This window comes from Streptomyces sp. NPDC102490, from assembly GCF_044765285.1.
Classification (GTDB): Bacteria; Actinomycetota; Actinomycetes; order Streptomycetales; family Streptomycetaceae; genus Streptomyces.
In genome coordinates, this window is sequence record NZ_JBIWJU010000004.1 from 268,795 (window position 1) to 286,115 (window position 17,321).

The following is a 17,321-nucleotide window of genomic DNA, read 5'->3' on the forward strand; positions in this document are numbered from 1 at the left end:
GTGCCGGATGACGTTGGAACTCGTGCAGGTGAACTTCAAGGCCCGGGACGACTCGACGCTCGGCCGGTTCTGGGCCCAGGCGCTCGGCTGGAGCATGTCGAGCGAGGGGCCCGGTGTCACCAACCTGGAGCCCGAGGGCTTCGACTGGCCGGACCCGTCCGCCGTCTGCATCGATCTGGTGCGCGTCCCGGACCCGGAGACGGTCGAGTACCGGGTGCACCTCGAACTCGCGACCACCTCCGCGGCCCATCAGGCGGAGCTGGTCGCCCGTCTGGAAGAGCTCGGGGCGACGCACACCGACGTGGGCCGGGGCGACACGCCCTGGAAGGTGATGGCGGACCCGGAAGGCAACGTGTTCAGCGTCCTGGAGCCCCGCGAGCTCTACCGGGACACGGGGCCGATCGCCTGCGTGGTCGTCGACTGCGCCGACCCACGGGGCATGGTCCGGTTCTGGGGCGAGGCGATCGACTGGACCGTCCACCAGCTGTCCGACGACCGCGCTCTGCTGCGCTCCGCCAAGGGCGTCGGACCGTACCTCGAGTTCCACCGCACGTCCGACGACGAGGTGGTGCGGAGCCGGATCCATCTCGACGTGATGTCGGACCCGGTCGAGGACCAGGCGAAGGAGGTCGCCCGGCTCGAAGGTCTCGGCGCGACCCGGGCCGACGTGGGTCAGGGCGACGTCTCCTGGGTCGTCCTGGCCGATCCCGCGGGCCACCAGTTCTGCGTCCTCGGCCGGGGCTGACGAGGCCGCGGGCGCACGGCTCGCCCGGCCTTGACTCCGTGAGCGGCGGCCGGTTGTCCGGGCCGGCGGGAGAACGGAGGGCGGAGCCCAGGAGCCCAGGAGGCCGAGGGCCGGGGTCGTACGGGTCCGGAAGGGGGGCACCCGGCGGCACGGTCGTCCGGAGCCGTAACGGGGAACACGACCCCGCATGACACCGCCCCGCACGCCGCGCAGAATGAGTCCCGTCGCCGGCACGCTGGCCGTCGGCGGAGGGAGAAGCGTGGGCGGGATCACGTCGAAGGACGTCGCCTCGGGGATGCGGGAGGCGGCACGTGCGCTGCTCGCCGTCCTGGAGCCGGAGCAGGAGCGTGTGCTGCGCGCGGTGCCCGACCGGCTGGACGCGCCCGAGCTGCGCGAGTGGACCTATCTGCCGGGCCCGCGCCCCGGACTCCGCACCGAGGAGCTGGACGACCGGCAGCGCGAGCTGGTCGACGCGCTCCTGGTCACGGCGCACAGCGCGGCGGGAGCGGAGCTGGTGCGCGGAGCGATCGAGGTGGAGCGGCACCGTCGCGCCCGGTCCGGTCCCCTGGGCCCGGACCGCTACTGGGTGCGGCTGCTCGGCGACCCGGAGGGTGACGAACCTTGGGGCTGGCGGCTGAACGGCCACCACCTCGCCGTACACGTACTGGTCACGGCCGCCGGGGTCCGGGTGACCCCGCACTTCGTCGGCGCGGAACCGGCTCGCATCGGCAGCGGCCCGCGGGCGGGCCACCGGCTCCTCGGCCCGGAGGAGGACCTGGCCAGGCGGCTGGTCACGAGCCTGGACGGCACCGCGCGGGCGTCGGCGGTCTTCGCCGCCGTACCGCCGGACGACATCCTGACCCGGGCCGATCCGTTCGCCGATCCGGGCCTCCTTCCGGACGGTCTCACCTACGACCGCCTGTCACCCGGGCAACAGCACCTGCTGGAGCGTCTGGTGCGCCGGTATCTCGACCGCGCGCCCGCGGCGTACGCGCGGGAGTGCTGGTCGGATGCCGTGGCCCGTGGACTGAGCAGCGTCTCCTTCGCCTGGGCCGGCGGCCTCGCACCCGGCGACCGGCACTACTACTGCGTGCGCGCCCCGGACTTCCTGATCGAGTACGACAACACGCAGGACGACGGCAACCACGCCCACTCGGTCTGGCGGCACGTCCGCCACGACTGGGGAGCCGACCTGCTCCGCGGGCACTACACGGAGCAACACGGCTAGAGCGTGTCCCTCCGGGCGTCCAGCCGCTCCAGGAGCCGGACGGTCACCGTGTCCCCCTGCTCCTTGCCGATCGCCTTGCGCACCTCCGCCTTCACGGGCAGCTTGTGCGTGCCGTCGCCCAGGGCCATGAAGGAACCCCGGAACGGATGACCGTCGATCGTGCCCCGGACCTTCACCAGGCCCCGGGTGCCGAAGTACCCGACCGACCCGGGCCACACGACGTAGGTCCAGCCGCCCGTGGCCGGGCTCTTCAGCAAGGTCGCGGTGAATTGCTCGTCCATCGTGGATACCGCCTGTTCAGAAGTGATCGACAGGTCTGCCTCGACCGCGGCGGGGAAGGGACATCGGCCCCGTGCCCGCGCTGTCTCGGCGTTCACACGTAGGACGGAGGCCGGCGGGAAAACTCATCGAACCGCCGCGCAGACCGGCCGGTGGTTCAGCTCACCACCCGATAGGTCAGGTGCGTGACCGCGGTCGCCGCCCGCGACGCCACCTGTTCGAGCTCCAGCGGCGGCACGCCCTCGAACAGCCGGGTGCCCGCGCCCAGGGTGAACGGCACGATGTGCAGGCGCAACTCCTCGATCAGGCCCGCCGCCAGGTACTGGTTGACGGTGGTCGCGCCGCCCAGGACCAGGACATCGGCGCCACCGGCCGCCGCGCGCGCCTGCTCCAGTGCCGACTCGATGCCGTCGGTGACGAAGTGGAACGTCGTGCCGCCCTCCATCGGCTGCGGCTCACGCGCGTGGTGGGTGAGGACGAAGACCGGGGCGTGGAAGGGCGGAGGGTCGCCCCACCAGCCATTCCACGGGCGGTCCCACGCCCCCCGCACCGGGCCGAACATATTGCGTCCCATGACGAACGCCCCGGCGGCGCCCATCCTTTCGACCTCGGCCCGGTTCTCGTCCGGGTGGTCGAACATCCACCCGTGCAGCCTTTCGCCCGTCCCGTCGCCACCGTCGTTCCCGAACGGGCGTTCCTCGGTCTGGTCCGTCCCGGCCGAGCAGCCGTCGGCCGAGATCGTGATGTCGCAGATCACCTTGCCTGTGCGCGCTGTCATGACCACGGTTCTACACCCCCGCGCCCGGCTGTCCCGCAGAACATGACCGCCCCGTTTTATGAGCCGGTGTTGACAAAGTTTCACTGCACCTCATCAATATGTAGGCCACGGCGCCCCGACTGGCGGCGCGCACGGCAACCCTCGCGGGGAGTACTCAGCATGGCGACGACCGGAACAGACCTGTCCCGGATGCGCGAGATGAACCAGCTGTCCCTCGTGTGGGCGCTGCGCGGCCACCCCCCGTCGACGGTCACCGAACTCGCGGGCCGGGCCGGTCTGTCGCGTCCCGCCGCGGACGTGCTGGTGCAGACGCTGGTCGCCGAGGGCTGGGCGGAGGTGCAGGAGCCCGGGGCCGGCAGCGTGGTCGGGCGGCCCGCCCGCCGGTACCGGTTCCGGGCCACCGCCGGACATGTGCTCGGCATCGACGTCGGGGTGCACAAGGTGCTGGCGGTCCTCAGCGACCTGGAGGGCAACCTGGTACGGACGCTGCGCCGGCCGGTCGATCCCGAGGCGCCGCCCGCGGCACGGCTGTCGGAGGTCGACCGGGTGATCGACGACGTCCTCCAGGCCGCCGGGATGGCGCCGGACGACGTGTGGGCGGTGACGGTCGGGGTGACCGGCCCGGTCGACGCCGCGGGCCGGACCAGCCTGTCCACTCCGCTGCCCGGCTGGACCGAGGCCGACCCGGTCGCCCACCTCGCGAGCCGCTTCTCCTGCCCGCTCCGGGTCGAGAACGACTGCAAGCTGTCCGCCGTGGCCGAGCGGTGGAAGGGCGTGGCGCAGGACGCCGACGACATCGTCTTCCTCCTTGCCGGGCTGCGCACCGGCGCCGGTCTCATCCTGGACGGCACCCTGCGACGTGGCCACGGCGGCGCCGCGGGAGAGATCGGCGCCCTCAAGGCGGTGCGCTGGCTCACCGCCCCGGACCACCTCCGGTCCTGCCCCGGGGTCCCGGCCACGACCCCGCCCGGCGAGGCCGCCGCCTGGGTCTTCCAGGCGGCCCGGGACGGTGACCGGGACGCGAGGACCGCGGTCCGCCGCTACACCCGCGACCTCGCGGTGGGGGTCGCCGCGCTGGTGCTCACCCTGGACCCGCAGGTCGTCGTCTACGGCGGCGGCTTCTCGCGATCCGCCGACGTGGTCCTCGAACCGCTGCGCCGCGAACTGGCCAGGCACTGCCTGCGCCTGCCGGAACTGCGCGTCTCCACGCTCGGCGACGAGAGCGTGGCCCTGGGCGCGGTGCGCCTCGCGCTGGACGAGGTCGACGAACGGCTGCTGAGCGACGGGCTCTCCGCGCCGACCGCACCCCGCCGGTAGGCGCCCGCCGCGCCGGCGCCAGGCCCCGCCGGTCCGGCATGCCCCCCCCCCCCCCCCCCCCACCCCCCCACCCCCCCCCCCCCCCCCCGGGAACGAAAGGACAGCACGTGAGCCACCGTGACCAGACATCGAGGCCGGAACTGCGCGTGGGCGTGATCGGCGTCGGCCAGCGCGCGCCCGTGGCCGCGTTGGCGAACCGTCCCGGCATCGCCCGGGTCGTCTCCTGCGCCGATCCGGACCCGCGGGGCCGACAGGACGCCAAGGCCCTGTTCGGACCGGACGTGGTGCTGCACGAGCGGTACGAGGAGATGGCCGAGGACGGCCTGGACGCCGTGTTCGTCCTCACGCCGGACCATGTGCACACGCGGCCCGCGCTGTTCTACCTGGCCGCCGGGGCCGCGGTGTTCGTGGAGAAGCCGCTGGCGATCACCGTCGAGGACTGCGACGCCCTGCTGCGGGCCGCGTACGACTCCCGCAGCCGCCTGTACGTGGGCCACAACCTGCGCCATCTCCCGGTGCTGCGGCGGATGCGCGAGCTGATCGACGACGGTGCCATAGGGCGGGTGCGCGCCGTGTGGTGCCGCCACTTCGTCGGGCACGGCGGGGACTACTACTTCAAGGACTGGCACGCCGAGCGGGCCAACACCACGGGACTGCTGCTCCAGAAGGGCGCCCACGACCTCGACGTGATCCACTGGCTCGCCGGGGGCTACGCCAGGAGCGTCGTCGCGCAGGGCGCCCTGGCGGTGTACGGCGGCAACCCGCGGCGCGGGGCCGACGACCCGGCGCCGGCGGGCGGGCGCATGCCCGACTGGTTCGACCCGGGGATCTGGCCGCCGTCCGCGTTGCGGGAACTGAACCCGGTCGTCGACGTCGAGGACATCAGCATGATGCTGACGCGCCTGGACAACGGCGTGCTCGCCAGCTACCAGCAGTGCCACTTCACGCCGGACTACTGGCGCAACTACACCGTGATCGGGGACGAAGGCCGGCTGGAGAACTTCGGCGACGGCCTCGAGGGCGATCCCGCGACGGTCCAGGTGTGGAACCGGCGGCGTTCCGGCTACCGGCGCGACGCCGACCTCACCGTCCCGGTCCCCACCCCGTCCCAGGACGACCACGGCGGCGCTGACCGGGCGCTGGTGGACGAGTTCCTCCGCTTCGCCGCCGTCGGGGGCCCCACGGACACCTCCCCGGTGGCGGCCCGCGAGGCGGTCGCCGCCGCGGTGGCCGCGACGACCTCGCTGCGCTCGGGCGGCACCCCCGTCGACGTGCCCGCACCGCCCGCGGCGATCGTCGACCACTTCCGGCGGCACCAGCCCGCGTAACCGCCGCCCGACCGCGGCGCGGGCGGTCGCCCGGTCGGACATCTGTCGCACACCGGCATACGGGTGTACGGTCTCGGCCCGAAGGCTTTGGGAGCGCTCCCAAAAATGCGCTCCTACTTGTCATGTCCGCTTCATACGAGGAGGAATGCGTTGAAACGCCTTTTGGCCCTGCTCGCGACCGCCGCGTCGACCGTCGGCCTCACGGTGCTCGCCGGGCCCCCGGCGCAGGCCGCGGCCGGCTGCACGGTCCAGTACACGATCACCAGCCAGTGGGAGGGCGGCTTCCAGGCCGGGGTGAAGATCACGAACCTGGGTGATCCGGTCAGCGGGTGGAAGCTCGATTTCACGATGCCGGACGCCGGGCAGAAGGTCGTCCAGGGCTGGAACGCGACCTGGTCGCAGTCCGGCTCCAAGGTCACCGCCGGCGGCGTCGACTGGAACCGCACGCTGTCCACCGGCGCGTCGGCCGACCTGGGATTCGTGGGGTCCTTCACCGGTTCCAACCCGGCACCCACGTCCTTCGCGCTCAACGGCGTGACCTGCACCGGGTCCGTAACCGATCCGCCGACCGACCCGCCCGCGACCGGCACCCCGACCGCCGTCAACGGCCAACTGCACGTCTGCGGTGTGCATCTGTGCAACCAGTACGACCGCCCCGTCCAGCTCCGCGGCATGAGCACGCACGGCATCCAGTGGTTCGGCTCCTGCTACAACGACGCGTCCCTGGACGCACTGGCGAAGGACTGGAAGGCGGACCTGCTGCGCGTCGCCATGTACGTGCAGGAGGACGGCTACGAGACCGACCCGGCGGGCTTCACCGGCCGGGTGAACTCCCTGGTCGACATGGCCGAGGCACGCGGCATGTACGCGGTGATCGACTTCCACACGCTGACCCCGGGCGACCCGAACTACAACCTCGACCGCGCCAAGACGTTCTTCTCCTCCGTCGCCGCGCGCAACGCGCAGAAGAAGAACGTGATCTACGAGATCGCCAACGAGCCCAACGGGGTGAGCTGGGCGGCCGTCAAGAGCTATGCCGAGCAGGTCATCCCGGTGATCCGGGCCGCCGACCCGGACGCCGTCGTGATCGTCGGCACCCGCGGCTGGTCCTCGCTGGGCGTCTCGGACGGCGCGAACGAGAGCGAGGTGGTCAACAACCCCGTGAACGCGACCAACATCATGTACGCGTTCCACTTCTACGCCGCGAGCCACAAGGACACCTACCGCGCGGCGGTGAGCCGGGCGGCCTCACAACTGCCCCTGTTCGTCTCCGAGTTCGGCACGGTGAGCGCCACCGGCGGAGGCGCGGTGGACCGGTCGAGCAGCATCGCATGGCTGGACCTGCTCGACCGGCTGAAGATCGGCTACGCGAACTGGACGTACTCCGACGCCGACGAGGGCAGCGCGGCGTTCAAGCCGGGCACCTGCGCGGGCACCGACTACAGCAGCAGCGGCGTACTGACCGAGTCCGGGGCGCTGCTGAAGAGCCGTATCAGCACCGCCGACAGCTTCCCGACGAGTTGACCCCCCGGCGGGGCTCCGGAGCGGTCCGGGGCCCCGCGCGAATTGACTGATTGACGGCGGTGCCGAGCGGGCAGGGTGCCCGATGATGTCATGAGCACGACTCCTCTCCCCCACAAGGAGGTCGAGCATGCACGTCCGCACACTGACCGGCCCTCTCGCCGCCGCCGCACTGCTGTCACTGCCGCTGCTGAGCGGTGAGGCCGTGGCCGCCGGCGCTCCGGGCGACGCCGCCGGCTCCCCGGCCGCGGTCCGCATCCTCACCTACGACGCCGGCGGCTCCGCGGAGTTCAGGTCCGCGGTCGATCGGGGCGCGGCGATCTGGAACGAGAGCGTCGAGGGCGCGGAGCTGCGTCCGGCCACGGCCGGGCAGCGGGCCAACATACGCGTCCTGGCCGACGACGGCTGGCCGCGCGCGCTCACCACTTCCCTGGGCAACGGCACCGTCTGGATCGGCCGTCAGGCGGTGGACCAGGGCTACAACACGGTACGCATCTCGTCCCACGAGCTAGGCCACATCCTGGGGCTGCCGGACCGCAAGCCCGGGCCCTGTTCCAGCCTGATGTCGGGGTCGAGCGCGGGCACCGCGTGCACGAACCCGTATCCGAACGCGGCGGAGAAGGCGGAGGTCGAGAACAACTTCGGCGGGGCGGCCGAGGCGCCATCCACGGTCGCCGGATCGGCACCCGTACTCATCGAGGACTGACCGGAGAGGGCCGCCGACCACGCGTTAGGAGAGTGATCACCATGTTCAGTCCGGTACGGAGAAGGGTGCGGACGGTGGCGTCGGCGCTCTCGACCGTCGCGGCCCTCGTCCTCGGCACGGCCACCGCGACCGGCGCCGCGGCGGCCCCCGCCCCCGTGAAGCAGGGGCCGACCTCGGTGGCCTACGTCGAGGTGAACAACAACAGCATGCTCAACGTCGGCAAGTACACACTGGAGAACGGGGGCGGCAACGTCTTCGACGTCGCCGTGGTCTTCGCCGCGAACATCAACTACGACACCGGCTCGAAGACGGCGTACCTGCACTTCAACGAGAACGTGCAACGCGTCCTCGACAACGCCGCCACGCAGATACGGCCGTTGCAGCAGAAAGGCATCAAGGTCGTTCTGTCGGTGCTGGGCAACCACCAGGGTGCCGGATTCGCCAACTTCCCGTCCCAGCAGGCGGCTTCGGCGTTCGCGAAGCAACTCTCGGACACCGTGTCCGAGTACGGCCTCGACGGCATCGACTTCGACGACGAATACGCCGAGTACGGCGCCAACGGCACCGGCCAGCCCAACGACAGCTCGTTCGTGCACCTGGTGACGGCACTGCGCGCGAACATGCCGGACAAGATCATCAGTCTTTACACCATCGGCCCGGCCGCGTCCCGGCTGTCGTACGGCGGCGTCGACATCTCCTCCGCGTTCGACTACGCCTGGAACCCGTACTACGGCACCTGGCAGGTCCCCGGCATCGCGCTGCCCAAGGCGAGGCTGTCACCGGCGGCCGTCGAGATCGGCCGGACCTCGCGGACCACGGCCGCCGACCTGGCCCGCCGCACCGTCGGTGAGGGCTACGGCGTCTATCTGACGTACAACCTCGACGGCAGCGATCGCAGCGCCGACGTCTCCGCGTTCACCAGGGAGCTGTACGGCAGCGAGGCCGTTTACACGCCGTAAGGGCGCCCGCGGCCCTCACGGTCGTGGAGATCCGGCGTCGGGGCCCTGGGTCGGCGCCGGGCCCCACGGCGCCTCCAGCGCGGCCCGCAGCGCGGCGACCGTGTCCCGCCCGATCCGCTCGGCGAGCGTCTCCTCCAGGCGGCGCAGAACGAGGTCGGCCCGCTCGTGCGCCCGCTGCCCCTCGGGGGTGCGCCGGATCAGCCGTCGCCGGGCGGAGGCGGGGTCGGGCGCCTGTTCCAGCAGCCCCAGGTGCACCAGGCCGTGGACCGCCTGATGGGCGGTCTGCCGGGTGACGCCCATCCGCCGGGCCAGCTCCGACACCGTCGTGCCGTCCTCGTCCAGCACGCTGAACAGACCCAGCTGCGTCGGGGAGACCTGGGACGCGCCGGCCTCGTCCAGGGCGGCGAGCAGGGCCTCGTCGAACCAGCGCCGGGCGTCGCCCAGCAACTGCGGGAGGTTGCGGTCAGCGGGATGCATCGGTTCCTCACGGGGTGGTGGCGCTGCGGGCCGGTCCGTCGGCCCACTTGGCGGTCGGCGACCCGTTGTGTCAGGCTACCTGACATTGCACTGTCGCCGACACGGGAGAGCCATGACCATCGAGTACGCCACACGCTACCGGCGCGCCTCGCGCATCCCCGCCGAACCGGGCAAGCCGTACTTCATCGAGAAGGGCGAGGGAGACCGCGCCCACCTGTTCGGCGACCTGATCACCATCTACGCCGGCGGGGAGCAGACCGAGAACACCTTCAACTTCTTCACCGTCGAGGGCCCCAAGGGCGACATCATCCCGGCCCATCTGCACACCGACACCCACGAGGTCTTCTACATCACCCAGGGCGCGGTGCGGCTGTTCGTCGAGGACACCGAGGGCGGGCAGCAGGAGAAGCTGCTCACGCCCGGTGACTTCGGCTTCGTGCCCAAGAACTGCCGGCACGCCTACCGCATGGAACGCCACCACAGCCAGGTCGTCGGGGTCGCCGCAGGACCGGGCGGCACCTTCGAGCGCTTCTTCGAGAATCTCGGTACGCCCGCCGAAGCCCTCGGACTGCCGCCCGAGCCCTATGTGCCCGAGCCGGAACGATTCGCCACCGTGCCGCGGAAGTTCGACGTGCGGTTCCTGCCCGACCACCAGTGGCGCACCCCGTGACCGCCGGGCGCCGCTCCCTGCGCGAGCTGATCGCCGCGCCGCATCCGGACGTCGCGCCCCTGCCTCCCGCGGCCCGCCACGAGTCGGGCACCCGGGTGCTGCGGGGCGTCCCGTTCGCCGAACGCGCCGGAAGCCGGCCGCTGGAACTGGACCTCTGGCTGCCTGGGAACACCGAGCGGGAGGAGGCGCTTCCCCTGGTGCTGTTCGTGCACGGCGGCGCCTGGCTCCGCGGCCGCCGGGACGACATGGGCCTGCGGACCCGGGACTGGGCTCCCGGACCGTTCGCGCGGATCGCCGCGGCGGGTATCGCCGTCGCCTGCGTCGACTACCGGCTGAGCGGCGAGGCGCCCTTCCCCGCACCTCTCGACGATCTTCGCGCCGCGCTGCGCTGGCTCGGTCTGCGCGCCGCCGAGCTGGGTCTGGACGTCGGTCGCACGGTGGTGTGGGGTGAATCGGCCGGCGGGCACCTGTCCTCCCTCCTGGCGCTCACCCAGCGCGCCGGACCGGCCCCGGTCGCCGCCGTCGTCTGGTACGGGCCGGCCGATCTGACCACCGCCCGCGGCCCGTACGACCCGCAGTCGTCCACCACGCCGGAGGCGCTGCTGCTGGGTGGAGCCCCGGCGGCTTGCCCGGACCGGGCGTGGGAGGCCAGTCCCCTGGCGCACGCCCACCCGGGCGCGCCTCCCTTCCTCCTCGTCCACGGCGAGGAGGACACCATGGTCGCGTGCTCGCACAGCCGGGATCTCGCCGCGCGGCTGGACGAGCTGGGCGCGTCGGTGCACCTCCGTACCGTGCCGGGCGCGGACCACGGCTGGTACGGCCTGGCCGCTGGGCAGGTCGAGGACATATTCGACCAGTCACTGCGGTTCACCAGGCGCTTCACCCAGCGGGGCGCCGGGGAGCGGTGACGGGCGGTCCGGTACGAAGGTGGCGGCGGTACGGTCCGCGACGCCCTGTCCCGACACGGTGACCGGTCGGCTGCGGGCCGCCCTCGCCGGAACGTGGGCGGCGGGCAGTCGGCCGGGTCAGCGCAGTCCGGCGAAGAGGTCGTTCTCCGGTACGGCCGCGCCGGTGGTGTCCCGGACCCGGACGAAGGTCTCCATGCCCATCAACTCGCCGAACCTCTCCTTGCCCATCCTGAGGAAGAAGATGTTCTCGCCCTGACTGGCGTGCGCGGCCAGCGCGTCGAACTTCTGACCGCTGAACGCGGTGGTGTCGACCCAGGTGGTGATCTCGTCGTCGGGGAGTCCGATCTCGGCCATCGCGGCGGCCTCCGCGGGGTCCGGCTCCGGCATCTCCGCACCGAACTCGCGCATGATCTCGCCGAACCGCTGCATCATCGAGCGGGGCATCGTCGTCCAGTAGACCTTCGGCGTCAGCTCCGTCATCTCCAGGGCCGCCATCGTGATGCGGTGGGCCTGAATGTGGTCGGGGTGGCCGTAGAAGCCGTTCTCGTCGTAGGTGACGACCACATCGGGCCGGTAGTGCCGCATCAGTTCCGCGAGTCTCGCGGCGCCTTCCTCTACCGGGGTCCGCCAGAAGGACCCGGGGGCGTCATTGCTCGGCCAGCCCACCATTCCGGAGTCGGCGTAGTCCAGCATCTCCAGATCGCTGATCTTCAGGACCTCGCAGCTCTCCTCGAGTTCCTGACGGCGCATCCGCGCGACGGCCGCCGGATCGTGTCCCGGATCGCCCGGCTTGACGCCCCCCGGTCCGTCACCGCAACCGCCGTCGGTACACGTCACCAGTACCGTGCGGACACCCTCCGCCGCATACCGGGCCAGCACACCGCCGGTTCCGGTGGCCTCGTCGTCGGGGTGGGCGTGCACGGCCATGAGCGTCAAGGGTCGGTTCGTCATGAAAAGAGTCCTCCTGCAGACATACGTCTCGCGCGGGTACGGCGGGGGCACGGCGGTCCCGGAAAGAACGCCGGCCCCTCCGCCCGTGCAACAGCGGGGGCCGGGCCCGCTGTTCCCGACCGCGGTTCCGTGTCCGCGTCCGCGGGCCGGGGGCATCGCCGCGTCCGGCCTACCTGGGGGTGACCGTCGCCGCAGGAGTTCTAGCAGGCGGCCGCTTCGTCCACCGTCGCCCGCACCTCGATGACCCCGTCGACTCCGGTGATCTCCAGCAGGCGCCGCATCTGCTGCGGCGGCGCGGCCACGCGGAGGTCGACCGCTCGACGGGTGAGGATCAGCAGGTTCAGCAGGCTCGAGTCCGCGAAGGTGATGCCGGAAGCGTCCAGGACGACCTTCGGATGCTCCTGGGCCGCGACGCCCAGCGCCTCCGCCAGGGGCCCGATCGAACTCATGTCGCACGCGCCCCGCGCGGTGACGACCCGGGCGCCGCGCCCCGCGTACTGATCCACCGCGACCTGGTCCAGGCCCTGCGGCAGGCCGGCGTCGACCTCGCCCGTACGCCCCGTGACCGCCTCATGCCAAGACACCTTCAGGTCCCTCCCGTGTCTCCCACACGCGGTCCCACCGACGCACGCAGCCTGTAGCACGAAAAGTATGTCATGTATCTGGTTTCACGCAAGGTGCTACGTAGAATGCAGCGCATGGTGGAAGTACCTGAATCTCACACCGGATGGACGTTCGTCACCAACCACGCGCGGGTGCTGGCGGCCATCGCCGACAACCCGAACATCCGGATCCGTGACATCGCCCTGCGCTGCCGGCTCACCGAGCGCGCCGTCCAACGGATCATCTCCGACCTCGAACAGGACGGCTACCTCTCCCACACCCGGGACGGGCGCACCAACACCTACCGCATCCAGCCGGACCGGGTCCTGCGCCACCCCGCGGAAGCGGGCCTGACCGTGGCCTCGCTCCTCTCCCTGCTCGTACAGGACGAGACCGACCGCGGACGGCACGGAAGCCTGCCGTCCGGGTCGGCCGGCGGCACCACGCTCCGCCGGGAGGGGCGAGGGTAGGGCGGGGGCCGCCCCTCTTCCTCCCCCGCCCGCTCCTTTCCCTCGCCGCGTCAGACGATGGGCTGCTGGGCGTTGCCCGGGCTGTCGAGGCCCATCACCTGGCGGCCGAGGAACGGCGCCTTCCACGAACCCGTGCCCCGGTAGAGGTAGTTGCCGGTCGGGCTGAGGGCGATGAGGTCGTTCCGACCGTCGCGGTCGGCGTCGCCGACGGCGACGAGGTGGGTGTACGGCCCCCATCCGCCACCGATCCGCGTACGGGCGGCGAACGTGCCGTCGCCCTTGCCCAGGTAGAGCCAGAGGACCCCGTCCTTGTCCCGGGCCACCAGGTCCCCGGCTGCCGCTCCCGCGATGTTCCCGACGGCCGTCAGGTCGTTGTAGACGCCCCAGCCGCCGCCCATCCGCTTGCGGGCGGAGAAGGGTGCGGCGACCTTGCCGGTACCGGGGTAGAGCCACAGGACACCGGAGCGGTCGGTGGCGAGGAGGTCGTTCCTGCCGTCTCCGGTGACGTCGGATCCGCCCGTGATCCTGTCGTAGACCTGCCAGCCGCCGCCGACCCTGGTCCGGGAGGCGAAGCCGCCGCGGCCGTTGCCCTGGTACAGCCACAGGACGCCGGACGCGTCGCGGGCGACCAGGTCGCCCACCGGCGTGCCGCCGAGGTCGCCGGTGGCCTCGATACGGTCGTAGACGTTCCAGCCGCCGCCGACGAGGGCCTTGTCCTCACCCTCCGTCAACTGCCCGTCGTTCATGCGGGTGCTGTAGTAGGTGTCGCTGCGCCAGAGCCGGCCGGCGGTGTCCCGCGCGAGCACGTCGGGGGTGCCGTTGTCGTTGAAGTCGTGCGGCTGCGCCCTGCGGGTGACGGTGAAGGTCCCGTCGGCGGTGGCGACCGGACCGATGCCGTTGAGCGGCTCGGCGACCACTTCCCAGGTGTAGGCGCCGTTGGGGGCGGCCTCGAAACCGTCGCCGATGTAGCCGCCGTTCCAGTCCAGCGTGACGGAGGGGGTGGACGGGTGGGTCTCGGTGACGACGACGGCCTTCCCGGTCCGTACGTGGCGGAGCGTGATCCGCGCCTCCACGCTGCTCCGGGACAGGTCCCAGCGCAGGGACGCCGATCCGCCGTTCTCGTCGAGGTCGACGACCCCGGGCACGGTGTTGCCGGTGATCTCGACCTTCGTGGGTGCTCCCGCGCTTGCCACCTGGGTGACGACGGGTGCCCCGTCACCGCCCGTGGTGATCTTGTACAGGCCCTCGCCGTCGGCGACGCTGCCCCCGCGCACGTACAGGCCGTCGGGAGCGGCGGCGGACGACGTCAGGTGGTCGAGCAGCTTCACCGACCGCCCGGTGCCCGGGTCGTACGCGGTCACCGCGTGCAGCGGGTTCTTCTCGCCGGAGGCAAGGCCGCCGGCCTCCCCGTAGACGACCCAGCCGCCGACGAGGCCCACGTGGAGGTCGCTCGCGTACGCGTGCGGGACCGGGATCTGCCTGACCTCGTCGGTGGCACGGTCCAGGAGGAACACCGCGGGGTTCTGCGAGTTGTCGTTCTCGGTCCAGACGACGTGTGTCCCGGAGACGGCGATGTCTCCTCCGGTGGCGCCGGGGGTCCGGTCGTGCACCTCGTGGACGGCGCCCGCGGCGAGGTCGATGAGCGCCCACTTCTTCTGCGCCCCGTCGGTGAAGGTGAGCAGGGCGTCGTCCGGGGTGGCCGGGGCGACCGAGAGGCCCTTCGCACCGGCCGGCAGCCCGGTCACGGTCCGCGCGGCCCCGCCCTCGGGGTGCTGGCGCAGGGTGAGGGCGCCGTCGGTCTCGACGGTGGTGAAGACGGCGTCCGCCGCCGAGCCGGCGTAGCGGGGCTCACCGGGCAGATCCCCGACGAAGACGTCGGACGACGACAGGGTCTTGAGGTTGCGCTGCTGGATTCCCCAGCGGCCCACGAAGACCAGGTAGTCCGCCGTCCGCGAAGAGCGCAGGTAGGTCCGGTTCGAATATCCGCTCCCGGCACCGCCCGTGTACCGCGTCCAGCGCTTGTCGAGGGACGCGTCGGACATGGTCACGAAGCCGGTCAGACCGGCGTCGACCAGCTTCGCGTTCTTCAGGAAGGGCATGAGGACGGCGTCGGTGGCCGCCGCGTCCGCCGTCACCGTCGCGTGGGCGGCCGAGACGGGCACGGACAGGGCACCGCCGGTGACGGTGAGGACGGTGGTGACGGCGACGAGAAGTCGGCGTCGGGTCGATCGGGCCAGGGGCACGTGCGTTTCCTCCTGATGCATGAGGCGCACCGTGCGCCTCATGCATACGACTCACGGTGAACCGAATGGTTGTACCCGAGGTCAGGACGCCGGTGGGAGGTCCGGTCGCGGCGTGCGGGAGTTCCTCACCGCCCTGGGCTGGACTCCGTCACGGTGGCTCCCGTGGGGTCGTTCGGGCCCGGCGCGAGGGGCACGGGTCCCAGGGACTCGCCCTCCCAGCGCAGCGCTCGCCATCCCTGCCCGGGCGAGCCGGAGACGATGACGATTCCGGTGTTCGCCAGGGGGTGGCGCTTGGCGTAGTCGACGTCCACGTTGTCGGCGCGCGCCGCGGCCCACATGCGGATCGCGGCGCCGTGGCTGACCAGCGCCGCGGTCCGCGCACCGGTCTCGTGGGCCTCGGCGACGACGGCGTCGAACCGGTCGAGTGCCTCCACCCCGTTCTCGCCGCCGGGCATCCGCAGCCGTACGTCCCCCGCGGACCAGGCGAACGCGGTGTGCATGTAGGTGTGCGCCGCTTCGTCGTCACCGCGCATCTCCAGGTCGCCGGCGGTCAGCTCCCGGATACCGGCCCGGATCCGGACCTCGAGGCCGGTCGCCGAGGCCAGCGGGGCGGCGGTCAGCTGCGTGCGTACGAGCGTCGACGCGTACAGCGCGTCGATCTGCTCGGACGCCAGCGCCTCGGGCAGCGCCGCCGCCTGTTCCTGGCCGAGGGCGGTCAGACCGGGGCCCGGCTCGGCCGTGTCCAGGAGGTGCTTGAGGTTGGACGGGGTCTGGCCGTGCCTGATGAGCAGCAGACGCATGCGACGGGGACCTTCTGCGGGACGACGGGACGACGGAGCCTTTCCACTGTGCCACGCGCCCCGGGTGTCCCGGGTCTCACCAGTCGTGCACCGTGCCGTCCCCGAGGCGGTTCACGGGCAGGTAGGCGGGCTCGTAGGGGAAGCGGGCCGCCGCCTCGTCGTCGAGTTCGACGCCGAGACCGGGGGCGTCGCCGGGGTGCAGGAGGCCGTCCTCGAAGCGGTAGGAGGTGCGGAACACCTCCAGGGTCTCGGGGGCGTGGCGCATGTACTCCTGGATGCCGAAGTTGTGCACGGCGAGGTCGAGGTGGAGGGCGGCCGCCATGCCCACGGGTGAGATGTCGGTCGGGCCGTGCATGCCGGACCTGATGCCGTACACGGCGGCCATGTCGAGCAGTTTGCGTACGGCGGTGATGCCGCCGGTGTGCGTCACCGCCGAGCGGACGTAGTCGATCAGCCGTTCCTGGAGCAGCGTGGTGTAGTCGTGGACGGAGTTGAAGACCTCCCCGATGGCCAGGGGCGTGGTGGTGTGTTCCCGGATCAGCCGCAGGGCCCGCTGGTCCTCGCCCGGTGTCGGGTCCTCCAGCCAGAAGAGGTCGTAGGGTTCCAGGTCCTTGCCGAGCCGGGCCGCCTGGATGGGCGTCATGCGGTGGTGTCCGTCGTGCAGCAGCGGGAGTTCGGGGCCGAAGGTGTGCCGGACGGCTTCGAACACAGTGGGCATGTGGCGCAGGTAGGCGCGGGTGTCCCAGGTCTCCTCGGTGGGACGCGGGTGGGCGGTGCCGGTGCGCCGGGCGGGCTCGTAGTCGTAGCGCTCCCCGCCGCCCGCGGCGGAGGCGGCGACGCCGTACACGGAGTCGAGGCCGGGGATGCCGCTCTGGATGCGGACGGCCCGGAAGCCGTCCGCCAGGTGCGCGCGCACCGAGTCGAGCAGTTCGGGTATGTCCCGGCCGGAGGCGTGGCCGTAGGCGAGGGCGCCGGTGCGGCAGGCACCGCCGAGGAGTTGGTAGACGGGCATGCCCGCCGCCTTGCCCTTGATGTCCCACAGCGCGGTGTCCACGGCGGCGACGGCCGCCATGGTGACCGGGCCCCGGCGCCAGTACGCGCCCCGGTACAGGTACTGCCAGGTGTCCTCGACGGCGTGCGCGTCCCGCCCGAGCAGCAAGGGGGCCACGTGCTCGCGCAGGTAGACCTCGACGGCCCGTTCACGTCCGTTGAGGGTGGCGTCGCCGAGGCCGGTGAGCCCGTCCTCGGTGGTGATGCGCAGGGTGACGAAGTTGCGCCCTGGGCTGGTGACGACGACATCGGCAGCGGTGATCTTCACGGGGGCGGGTCTCCTTCCGA

General features: G+C 72.0%; 18 protein-coding genes. 10 read left to right on the forward strand and 8 right to left on the reverse strand.

The features are described 5' to 3' along the window. The first annotated feature begins 7 nt into the window (after positions 1-7). Complete coding sequence (locus tag ACIRGB_RS10440) at positions 8-745, forward strand: VOC family protein (RefSeq protein WP_403861278.1); 738 nt, start codon at positions 8-10, stop codon at positions 743-745. A 214-nt stretch (positions 746-959) separates the two neighbouring features. Next, positions 960-1,973: a DUF3500 domain-containing protein gene (locus ACIRGB_RS10445; RefSeq protein ID WP_403861285.1), complete on the forward strand. Its 1,014-nt coding sequence runs from the start codon at positions 960-962 to the stop codon at positions 1,971-1,973. Here ACIRGB_RS10445 and ACIRGB_RS10450 read toward each other — a convergent pair. Both ACIRGB_RS10450 and ACIRGB_RS10455 read right to left on the reverse strand, forming a co-directional pair. Further along, entirely contained in the window at positions 1,970-2,254 is a 285-nt protein-coding gene (locus ACIRGB_RS10450) for a DUF1905 domain-containing protein (protein ID WP_403861288.1), read from the reverse strand. The two genes, ACIRGB_RS10445 and ACIRGB_RS10450, sit on opposite strands and share 4 nt — an antisense overlap. Before the next feature lie 155 nt (positions 2,255-2,409). Then, a complete protein-coding gene (locus ACIRGB_RS10455) occupies positions 2,410-3,030 on the reverse strand; it encodes a dihydrofolate reductase family protein (RefSeq protein ID WP_403861291.1) in 621 nt (206 codons plus the stop codon). 159 nt (positions 3,031-3,189) lie between these two features. Here ACIRGB_RS10455 and ACIRGB_RS10460 point away from each other — a divergent pair, with 159 nt between their 5' ends. The 5 genes from ACIRGB_RS10460 to ACIRGB_RS10480 all read left to right on the forward strand — a co-directional run bounded on the left by ACIRGB_RS10460 (position 3,190) and on the right by ACIRGB_RS10480 (position 8,861). Further along, positions 3,190-4,347, forward strand: a complete 1,158-nt coding sequence (locus ACIRGB_RS10460; RefSeq protein ID WP_403861294.1) for an ROK family transcriptional regulator — start codon at positions 3,190-3,192, stop codon at positions 4,345-4,347. Positions 4,348-4,454: 107 nt separating this feature from the next. Further along, complete coding sequence (locus tag ACIRGB_RS10465) at positions 4,455-5,675, forward strand: Gfo/Idh/MocA family protein (protein ID WP_403861297.1); 1,221 nt, start codon at positions 4,455-4,457, stop codon at positions 5,673-5,675. Positions 5,676-5,825: 150 nt separating this feature from the next. Next, positions 5,826-7,199, forward strand: a complete 1,374-nt coding sequence (locus ACIRGB_RS10470; protein WP_403861300.1) for a cellulase family glycosylhydrolase — start codon at positions 5,826-5,828, stop codon at positions 7,197-7,199. 127 nt (positions 7,200-7,326) lie between these two features. Continuing rightward, complete coding sequence (locus tag ACIRGB_RS10475; protein WP_403861303.1) at positions 7,327-7,902, forward strand: snapalysin family zinc-dependent metalloprotease; 576 nt, start codon at positions 7,327-7,329, stop codon at positions 7,900-7,902. 41 nt (positions 7,903-7,943) lie between these two features. After that, entirely contained in the window at positions 7,944-8,861 is a 918-nt protein-coding gene (locus ACIRGB_RS10480) for an endo-beta-N-acetylglucosaminidase H (RefSeq protein WP_403861306.1), read from the forward strand. A gap of 15 nt (positions 8,862-8,876) precedes the next feature. Here the strand turns inward: ACIRGB_RS10480 and ACIRGB_RS10485 are convergent, their stop codons facing one another. After that, entirely contained in the window at positions 8,877-9,338 is a 462-nt protein-coding gene (locus ACIRGB_RS10485) for a MarR family winged helix-turn-helix transcriptional regulator (RefSeq protein WP_403861309.1), read from the reverse strand. Between the two features lie 112 nt (positions 9,339-9,450). On the opposite strand from ACIRGB_RS10485, the gene ACIRGB_RS10490 reads away from it, so the two are divergent. Together ACIRGB_RS10490 and ACIRGB_RS10495 are read left to right on the forward strand one after the other, a co-directional pair. Continuing rightward, positions 9,451-10,008, forward strand: a complete 558-nt coding sequence (locus tag ACIRGB_RS10490) for a quercetin 2,3-dioxygenase (RefSeq protein WP_403861312.1) — start codon at positions 9,451-9,453, stop codon at positions 10,006-10,008. Continuing rightward, complete coding sequence (locus ACIRGB_RS10495) at positions 10,005-10,916, forward strand: alpha/beta hydrolase fold domain-containing protein (protein WP_403861315.1); 912 nt, start codon at positions 10,005-10,007, stop codon at positions 10,914-10,916. The genes ACIRGB_RS10490 and ACIRGB_RS10495 overlap by 4 nt, the downstream gene beginning before the upstream one ends. 117 nt (positions 10,917-11,033) lie before the next feature. Here the strand turns inward: ACIRGB_RS10495 and ACIRGB_RS10500 are convergent, their stop codons facing one another. Further along, positions 11,034-11,867, reverse strand: a complete 834-nt coding sequence (locus ACIRGB_RS10500) for a PIG-L family deacetylase (RefSeq protein WP_403861317.1) — start codon at positions 11,865-11,867, stop codon at positions 11,034-11,036. Positions 11,868-12,067: 200 nt separating this feature from the next. Continuing rightward, positions 12,068-12,451: an STAS domain-containing protein gene (locus tag ACIRGB_RS10505; protein WP_403861320.1), complete on the reverse strand. Its 384-nt coding sequence runs from the start codon at positions 12,449-12,451 to the stop codon at positions 12,068-12,070. Between the two features lie 114 nt (positions 12,452-12,565). On the opposite strand from ACIRGB_RS10505, the gene ACIRGB_RS10510 reads away from it, so the two are divergent. Next, positions 12,566-12,940, forward strand: a complete 375-nt coding sequence (locus ACIRGB_RS10510; protein ID WP_403861323.1) for a helix-turn-helix transcriptional regulator — start codon at positions 12,566-12,568, stop codon at positions 12,938-12,940. 50 nt (positions 12,941-12,990) lie between these two features. Here ACIRGB_RS10510 and ACIRGB_RS10515 read toward each other — a convergent pair whose 3' ends face one another. The 3 genes from ACIRGB_RS10515 to manD all read right to left on the reverse strand — a co-directional run bounded on the left by ACIRGB_RS10515 (position 12,991) and on the right by manD (position 17,301). Next, positions 12,991-15,204: an FG-GAP repeat domain-containing protein gene (locus ACIRGB_RS10515; protein ID WP_403861326.1), complete on the reverse strand. Its 2,214-nt coding sequence runs from the start codon at positions 15,202-15,204 to the stop codon at positions 12,991-12,993. Positions 15,205-15,308: 104 nt separating this feature from the next. Further along, positions 15,309-15,983, reverse strand: a complete 675-nt coding sequence (locus ACIRGB_RS10520; protein WP_403861329.1) for a histidine phosphatase family protein — start codon at positions 15,981-15,983, stop codon at positions 15,309-15,311. 76 nt (positions 15,984-16,059) lie between these two features. After that, a complete protein-coding gene (gene manD, locus ACIRGB_RS10525; RefSeq protein WP_403861332.1) occupies positions 16,060-17,301 on the reverse strand; it encodes a D-mannonate dehydratase ManD in 1,242 nt (413 codons plus the stop codon). Between the last annotated feature and the right edge of the window lie 20 nt (positions 17,302-17,321).

Bases quoted from the DNA above. Each gene is read 5' to 3' on its own strand.
- ACIRGB_RS10450 (WP_403861288.1), bottom strand. From the start codon at position 2,254: ATGGACGAGCAATTCACCGCGACCTTGCTGAAGAGCCCGGCCACGGGC.
- ACIRGB_RS10500 (WP_403861317.1), bottom strand. From the start codon at position 11,867: ATGACGAACCGACCCTTGACGCTCATGGCCGTGCACGCCCACCCCGAC.
- ACIRGB_RS10510 (WP_403861323.1), top strand. From the start codon at position 12,566: ATGGTGGAAGTACCTGAATCTCACACCGGATGGACGTTCGTCACCAAC.
- ACIRGB_RS10480 (WP_403861306.1), top strand. From the start codon at position 7,944: ATGTTCAGTCCGGTACGGAGAAGGGTGCGGACGGTGGCGTCGGCGCTC.
- ACIRGB_RS10460 (WP_403861294.1), top strand. From the start codon at position 3,190: ATGGCGACGACCGGAACAGACCTGTCCCGGATGCGCGAGATGAACCAG.
- ACIRGB_RS10520 (WP_403861329.1), bottom strand. From the start codon at position 15,983: ATGCGTCTGCTGCTCATCAGGCACGGCCAGACCCCGTCCAACCTCAAG.
- ACIRGB_RS10515 (WP_403861326.1), bottom strand. From the start codon at position 15,204: ATGCATCAGGAGGAAACGCACGTGCCCCTGGCCCGATCGACCCGACGC.
- ACIRGB_RS10455 (WP_403861291.1), bottom strand. From the start codon at position 3,030: ATGACAGCGCGCACAGGCAAGGTGATCTGCGACATCACGATCTCGGCC.
- ACIRGB_RS10445 (WP_403861285.1), top strand. From the start codon at position 960: ATGAGTCCCGTCGCCGGCACGCTGGCCGTCGGCGGAGGGAGAAGCGTG.
- ACIRGB_RS10440 (WP_403861278.1), top strand. From the start codon at position 8: ATGACGTTGGAACTCGTGCAGGTGAACTTCAAGGCCCGGGACGACTCG.
- ACIRGB_RS10485 (WP_403861309.1), bottom strand. From the start codon at position 9,338: ATGCATCCCGCTGACCGCAACCTCCCGCAGTTGCTGGGCGACGCCCGG.
- ACIRGB_RS10475 (WP_403861303.1), top strand. From the start codon at position 7,327: ATGCACGTCCGCACACTGACCGGCCCTCTCGCCGCCGCCGCACTGCTG.
- ACIRGB_RS10490 (WP_403861312.1), top strand. From the start codon at position 9,451: ATGACCATCGAGTACGCCACACGCTACCGGCGCGCCTCGCGCATCCCC.